Consider the following 5,940-nt stretch of genomic DNA (forward strand, 5'->3'; position numbering starts at 1 on the left):
GTCGAGAACGCCTACCGTGACGTCAACATCGCCTTCGCCAACGAGCTCTCACTCGTCTGCGAGTCGCTGAAGCTCGACGTGTGGGAGGTCATCGAGATGGCCAACCGCCATCCCCGGGTCAACATCCTCACGCCGGGCCCCGGGGTCGGCGGTCACTGCATCGCCGTCGACCCGTGGTTCATCGTCGGAGCCGCACCCGAGCTCACCCCCCTGATCCGCACCGCTCGCCAGGTCAACGACGCGAAGCCCCGCCACGTCGCGCAGCAGGTCGTCGCCAAGGCCGCGCGCTTCAAGCAGCCCACGGTCGCGTGCCTCGGCCTGGCCTTCAAGGCCAACGTCGACGACCTGCGCGAGAGCCCCGCGGTCGACATCGTCGCGCAGATCTGTGCCGGCCTGCCGGACACCGACATCCTGGTCAGCGAGCCGTTCGTCGACCGGCTGCCGCACCGGCTGGCCGGCATCGACAACCTCCACCTCACCGGGGCGGACGAGGCGATCGAGAAGGCCGACATCATCGTCCTGCTCGTCGACCACGACCAGTTCCGGGCCGTGAAGAAGAGCCGCCTCGCCGGCAAGGTCGTCTACGACACCCGCGGCACCTGGCGCTAGCCGACGACTTTCAGGGGCCTGCCAGTCAGGTGGACGGCGGTCAGGTGCAGAGCTGGCCCCCGGTATGCGGGTTGCCCGCATCGATGGCCTCTCCGGTTTCCAGCACGGTGTTCCCCGACCGGCGCCACCCATCCGTCGGAGCACCCCGGGTGAACCACACCCCGTAGATCCCCACACAGCCGAAGTGCACGGTCGAGAACACGTTGTTCGAGAACGACACGTTCGTCACCGAGTACCCACCCGCCGGATTCGACTCCGACGGCGAGTAGTCCTCGGCATACACCGCGAAACCCCCACCCGCCAACAGGTTCCCCACCACCTGCACGTTAGCCGTGCTCTTGCGCGAGTCCCACAACGCCACCGTCGAGTCCTGATCCTGCGACACGTCGATCGTGTTGTGCCGGATCACCCCGTTCTTCGTCCCCTCGGTCTGGATCCCGTCGATGTGACCGTTCGCCGCATGCGTCGTGAACCCGTGCAACCAGTTGTCCGCGATCGTGAAGTTGTCCCCGTTCCCATCGACACCCACCGTCGTGGCCCACATGAAGATCCCGTCGTTCACGTGCTGACAGTTGTTCCCCGTCACCGTCATGGACGACCCCTCGTCCCAGACACACGCATGCGTCGCGTTCAACCCGTCCAGCAGGTTCCGCGACACGATCGCCGACGCGCCCGGGTTGATGTTCACCACCCCGCTGCCGCTCGCCCCACCAAAGCTGCTCGACACCCAGGAGTTGCGGATCACCACATTCTTCGCCCGCACCTGGATACCGCCGCTCACCCTCCACCCGTCGATGACCTCGTTGTCCACCCCGGCGACGTAACCGCCGGTCACCGTCCTGACGAACGTCTGCCCGGCCGGATATCCGGTGTTGGACGGCCCTGGCCACCCACAGGCGGCCAGGTTGCTCCAGACCGCCGAGGTCCGGCACTGCGACCCGTTTCGGACGGCCGGGCCCGGGGTCCACGACAACGGCAGACGGCGCGGAGCCAGTGCGGCCGCGCGCGAGGCCGCGTCTGTCGCGTTGCCGTCCGGCGTCGCCTGGGCAGCACCTCCAGCGATCGTGAGGGCCCCCGCCACCGCCACCGTGAGGAGGGTGACCAGGAGACTCCGCGCTGCGCGCTGACGGCGCGGTTGTCGAAACGGCATACGGATCACCTGGTACACATCGGGCTCCTCCGGGTTGGAGTGGGGTATGTGCCGTTATATCGCTTTTCCGCTCACGCGGCGACACCCTCCCATCGTGCCCCTAGTGTGCGTCGGTCCCGCGGGCCCCGCCACTCGACGTCGAGGCCGAAGTCGCCGTGAGCCAGCGCTGCTTCGGGCCGGCGGTCAGTCGCCAGAGAGCCCCCGCGAGACCCACGAGCAGGAAGCTGATGCTGGCGAAGGTCGGGAAGGCGAACCCGTCGAAGACGGCGTAGCCGACGGACGCAGAGGCGATCGCAGCGCACAGGGCCTGGGCTGCGCCACGCACTCCTTCGTCGGTGCTGCGGCGGCGCACGAGCCGCATGCACACCAGCGAGGTGATGAACACCGTCAACAAGGCAGCGCACCCGACCAGCCCGGCGTCGATCACGAGCAGGAGGTACTGGTTGTCGAGGATGCGGTACTTGGGCAGGAAGGTGCCGATACCTCGCCCGAACACCGGGGCCTGGGCGATGAACTGCCCCGCGAGCGAGTAGGAGTCCGTGCGCGAGAGCGCACTCGGGTCGCTGCTCGTCCCGGCGAACAGCGCGGTCAGTGTCCCGATGATGCCGGGAAGGAACACGAAGACCATGGTCGAAAGCGCGACGAGCGCGACCGCTGCCATCCTCCGCGCCCGGGCGGGCCACGTGGGGATGAGGCACACGAGCGCGACGACGGCCCCGATGATCGCCGACCGTGAGATCGAGATCGGGACGGCGATGCAGATCATCAGGACGGGGAACCACCGACGCAGCGTCCCGAGGTGCCGGTGGGTCATCGCGACGTGCAGGCAGATCGGCAGCAGCGCGGTGATGGCCACCCCGAACTCGATCGGGTGGATGGCGGTCGAGGCGGGCCGGTTGAAGCCGTCGCGGGTCGCCAGACCTCCGAGGTCCTGGTTGGCCGACAACCCGGGGATGGAGAGGTAGTTGGTCAGCTGCTGGCCGGAGAAGTACTGCACGAGCCCCAGCGCGGCGAAGAAGCCTGCGGCCAGCGCCAGCCGGCGCAGATAGACGTCGAACCGGAAGAGGTCGGGGATTCCGTCGCAGGCCATCACGAGGATGCCGACCCAGCCGAACGCGGTCAGCAGGGTGAGCTGGGAGTTCTGCAGCTCTGCGGAATTGATCGGCCGCACGCACGCCGCGACGAAGCTCGCCAGAAGTGCGGCGAGAAAGAGGAACGAGGTGCGACGGATGGGCTGGGCGATGAAGACCGTGGTGCGCGAGACGGAGAAGCGGTAACAGATCCAGAAGACGGCCGATACGAGACCGACGAGAACGGCCGGTGACCCCGCCCCACCGAGCGGGCTGAAGGTGAGGCGGGCCGGGATCGCGAACAGCAGAACCACATGAAGGCTGAGGACGGTGACCCCGTCCACGGACTCGAAGGGACGCAGCGACCGGATCGGGAGCCGCTCAGCCGCCTGCAGTGCCACGGCCGCTCCGGGCAAGGTCCGCACGGGACGCCGGCTGTGACGACTCCTTCGGCGGTGGCGACGCGGTGGTCGACGCCGGCGGTGACTTCGGTGATGTCGGGGACGCCAAGGACGCCGGCTCGGCGGAGGGGGCACGAGGGTAGGTCGTCGAGGGGGATGGCACCGTCGTGCCCAATCGGGCGCGGCTGGGCACCGGGGTGATCGGCACGTCCACGCTGTCGGCTGCGCGGGCGGCTGCGCGGGCGCGGCGCCGACGCTGCGCCATGACGTCGATGACCGAGGCCAACGCGACGGTGAGCAGCAGCCCGATGAGGAGCACGACGATCAGCGCGCGGTACAACGGCTTTCGCACGGTCTGGGGATCCGAGTTGCGGTTGACGACCGTCGAGGTGATCATCGCGTCGGCCTGGACCTGGATCGAGGACTGGAGCTCCTTCAGCGCGGCGGGCACCTGGGTCAGGATCAGCTCGCTGGTGTTTCGCGCACGGGCGACCGACGTGTCCGTCACCGTCACGGCGAGGATGGGCGCACTGGTCTGGTAGTCGCGGACGATCTCCCATGTCCCGGTGGCACCGCTCGTGCGAAGTCGGGTGTCCATGGCCGGATCGGTCATGGCCCTCGCGAGGACCTCGGTCGGGCCGGTGAGACCGCCGAGGGCCAGATAGGGGTTGGCGCCGGGCACGGCGGTGTTCACCGGCGGCAGCAGCAGCATGGTGGCGCTGATGCTGTATTCGGTGGGAACGAACTTCGGTGTCACGGCGCAGACGCCGATCGTCGCGAGCAGACCGACCAGGGCTGCCAGCCACCGTCGTCTCAACACGCCCACCAGGTGCGACAGCAGCATGACCCCAAACCTTCCATTCCCCCGGAAGAGACCACTGAAGGCCTCTACCGAAACTATACTTTGTCAACAGTGGGCGGGGGCCGACTTCGGAATCGCCGACGTCACAAACTCTGCGCAACGCCTGCGGCGAGAGATCTCGCCGCACAGACGGGACCCGTGGAGGAGGAGCTCGAGTTGACCATCGTCGACCTCGTCCAGATCCTGGCCCGGCGGTGGGCCGTGCTCCTCGGCCTGCTCCTGGTCACGGGACTCAGCGCCGTCCACCTCTCCTCCGCGCACATCGTCTACTGGTCCGAGACCGACGTCCGTTTCGTGGCTCCTGGACCGCAGAACTCCAACTCCCTCCTCACGACCACCGACTCCGTCATCGCGACGGCCGGCCTGATCGCCACGGAGTACAACGACTCCAACCCTGGCCCGCGGCTGTCCAGTGACGATGTGTCGATCGTCGACGCCGGCATCCTGGACGGGGTCCTGGTGAGGCTTCCTAACGCCGGCGGGCAGTGGGCGACGAACTTCAACGAGCCCCGGCTCGACGTCCAGGCCTCCGGCTCCGACCCCGAGGAGGTCAGGGCCCGGGCGGTCGCCGCGGTCGCCTCGATCGAGCGCCTGCTGCGCCAGCACCAGCAGGACGCCCACGTGGTGAAGACCGAGCTGATCGTCCCGCACGCCTCGCCGGCCGTCCCCATCGTGGCCGAGGCCGTCGGAAGCCGGGTCCGCGCCCTCGTGGTCACCGCCGTGGTCGGGTCCGCGCTCTCGATCGGCCTGGTGCTCTATCTGGATCAGCTGATGCTTCGACGGTCTCTTGCCAAATCGCGCTCTCGCGCGCAGAATTGGATAAATCCGATAAATCCCCCACTCGAGGCCGCCAACCGCGTCATTGACTAGTGCGAATGGACTAGTCAATCGCTCGGTGATACCTTCCGGGCTGCCGCAGTAGCAGGGTGAAGGGATGCTTCGGCTTCGACCAACCGCCCCGTCGTGGGTGGGCACCTGCTTGAGGAGACCGAACCTCTCATGGCCCCCGTCCGCACGATCTCTTTCCGGCATCCCCTGCGGATCGTCCTCCCCACCGTTCTCGCCCTGCTGGCGGGTCTCGTCGGCCTCACGGTGATCGCCACGGCCTCGCCGGGCGAGGCGATCGGTGGTGGCTACTCGATCTGGTCGTCCGGCGCGGTCCCCAAGGTCGCCGCCGACAGCGACACCCAGCGGACCACGCTCGGTCTCCGGTTCGGGGTGGCGAAGGCTGGCTGGATCCAGGCCATCCGGTTCTACAAGGCCGCGCAGAACACCGGGGTGCATACCGGATATCTCTACTCCTCCGCCGGAGGCCTGCTCTCCCAGGTGACGTTCGCAGCGGAGTCCAGCCAAGGGTGGCAGGAGGCCACCCTGAGCCAGCCGGTCGCGGTGACCGCCGGCTCCACCTACGTGGCCGCATACACGGCCCCAGCCGGACGCTACTCCGATGACACCTCGACCCTGTCGCCCCAGAAGACCGCCGTCCACGGCGCACTGACCGCCCTGCAGGGGGTCTACACCTACGGAACCGGTGTGCCGAGCAGCACGTGGCAGAGCTCCAACTACTTCGTCGACGTCCGCTACTCGACGAAGGCCTACGCGCCCGTGCCGACCGGCCCGACGCCGACCGGCACCACCACCGGCCCGGCGACTCGTCCGCCGAGCCCCAGCACCACGACCCGCCCCACGACCTCGCCGCCCACGACTCCCCCTCCCATCACGACCGCTCCCTCGTCGCCGCGGACGGGGTGTGCGGTGCGGCCGAGTGGGTGTGGTTACCCGGACGCGTCCACGACCGGGGTGCCTGCGGGTGTGACGTTGAAGAACGTGCCCGGGGACGTGCGGTCC

6 protein-coding genes are annotated in these 5,940 nt (G+C 68.4%); 3 read left to right on the plus strand and 3 right to left on the minus strand.

The window, feature by feature from the left end; translation table 11 throughout:
• A partial coding sequence (locus Q0R63_RS15815; RefSeq protein ID WP_295699266.1) for a UDP binding domain-containing protein occupies positions 1-609 on the plus strand: 609 nt, incomplete at its 5' end.
• A gap of 40 nt (positions 610-649) precedes the next feature.
• On the opposite strand, the gene Q0R63_RS15820 is transcribed toward Q0R63_RS15815, so the two are convergent.
• The 3 genes from Q0R63_RS15820 to Q0R63_RS15830 form a co-directional block, all read right to left on the minus strand.
• Positions 650-1,777, minus strand: a complete 1,128-nt coding sequence (locus tag Q0R63_RS15820; RefSeq protein WP_295699269.1) for a hypothetical protein — start codon at positions 1,775-1,777, stop codon at positions 650-652.
• Positions 1,778-1,859: 82 nt separating this feature from the next.
• Positions 1,860-3,230, minus strand: coding sequence for an O-antigen ligase family protein (locus Q0R63_RS15825; protein ID WP_295699272.1), 1,371 nt, complete (start codon positions 3,228-3,230; stop codon positions 1,860-1,862).
• Positions 3,211-4,074 (minus strand): hypothetical protein, encoded by an 864-nt coding sequence (locus tag Q0R63_RS15830; RefSeq protein WP_295699274.1) that lies wholly within the window; start codon positions 4,072-4,074, stop codon positions 3,211-3,213. Before Q0R63_RS15830 ends, Q0R63_RS15825 begins: the two co-directional genes overlap by 20 nt.
• Positions 4,075-4,248: 174 nt before the next feature.
• Here Q0R63_RS15830 and Q0R63_RS15835 point away from each other — a divergent pair, with 174 nt between their 5' ends.
• A complete protein-coding gene (locus Q0R63_RS15835) occupies positions 4,249-4,962 on the plus strand; it encodes a hypothetical protein (RefSeq protein WP_295699277.1) in 714 nt (237 codons plus the stop codon).
• 129 nt (positions 4,963-5,091) lie between these two features.
• The coding region (locus Q0R63_RS15840; RefSeq protein WP_295699282.1) for a DUF4082 domain-containing protein at positions 5,092-5,940 on the plus strand (849 nt) is incomplete at its 3' end.

The sequence above is a fragment of the Lapillicoccus sp. genome (assembly GCF_025353065.1).
In the GTDB taxonomy this organism is placed as follows: Bacteria; Actinomycetota; Actinomycetes; order Actinomycetales; family Dermatophilaceae; genus Lapillicoccus.

Bases quoted from the DNA above. Each gene is read 5' to 3' on its own strand.
- Q0R63_RS15830 (WP_295699274.1), bottom strand. From the start codon at position 4,074: ATGCTGCTGTCGCACCTGGTGGGCGTGTTGAGACGACGGTGGCTGGCA.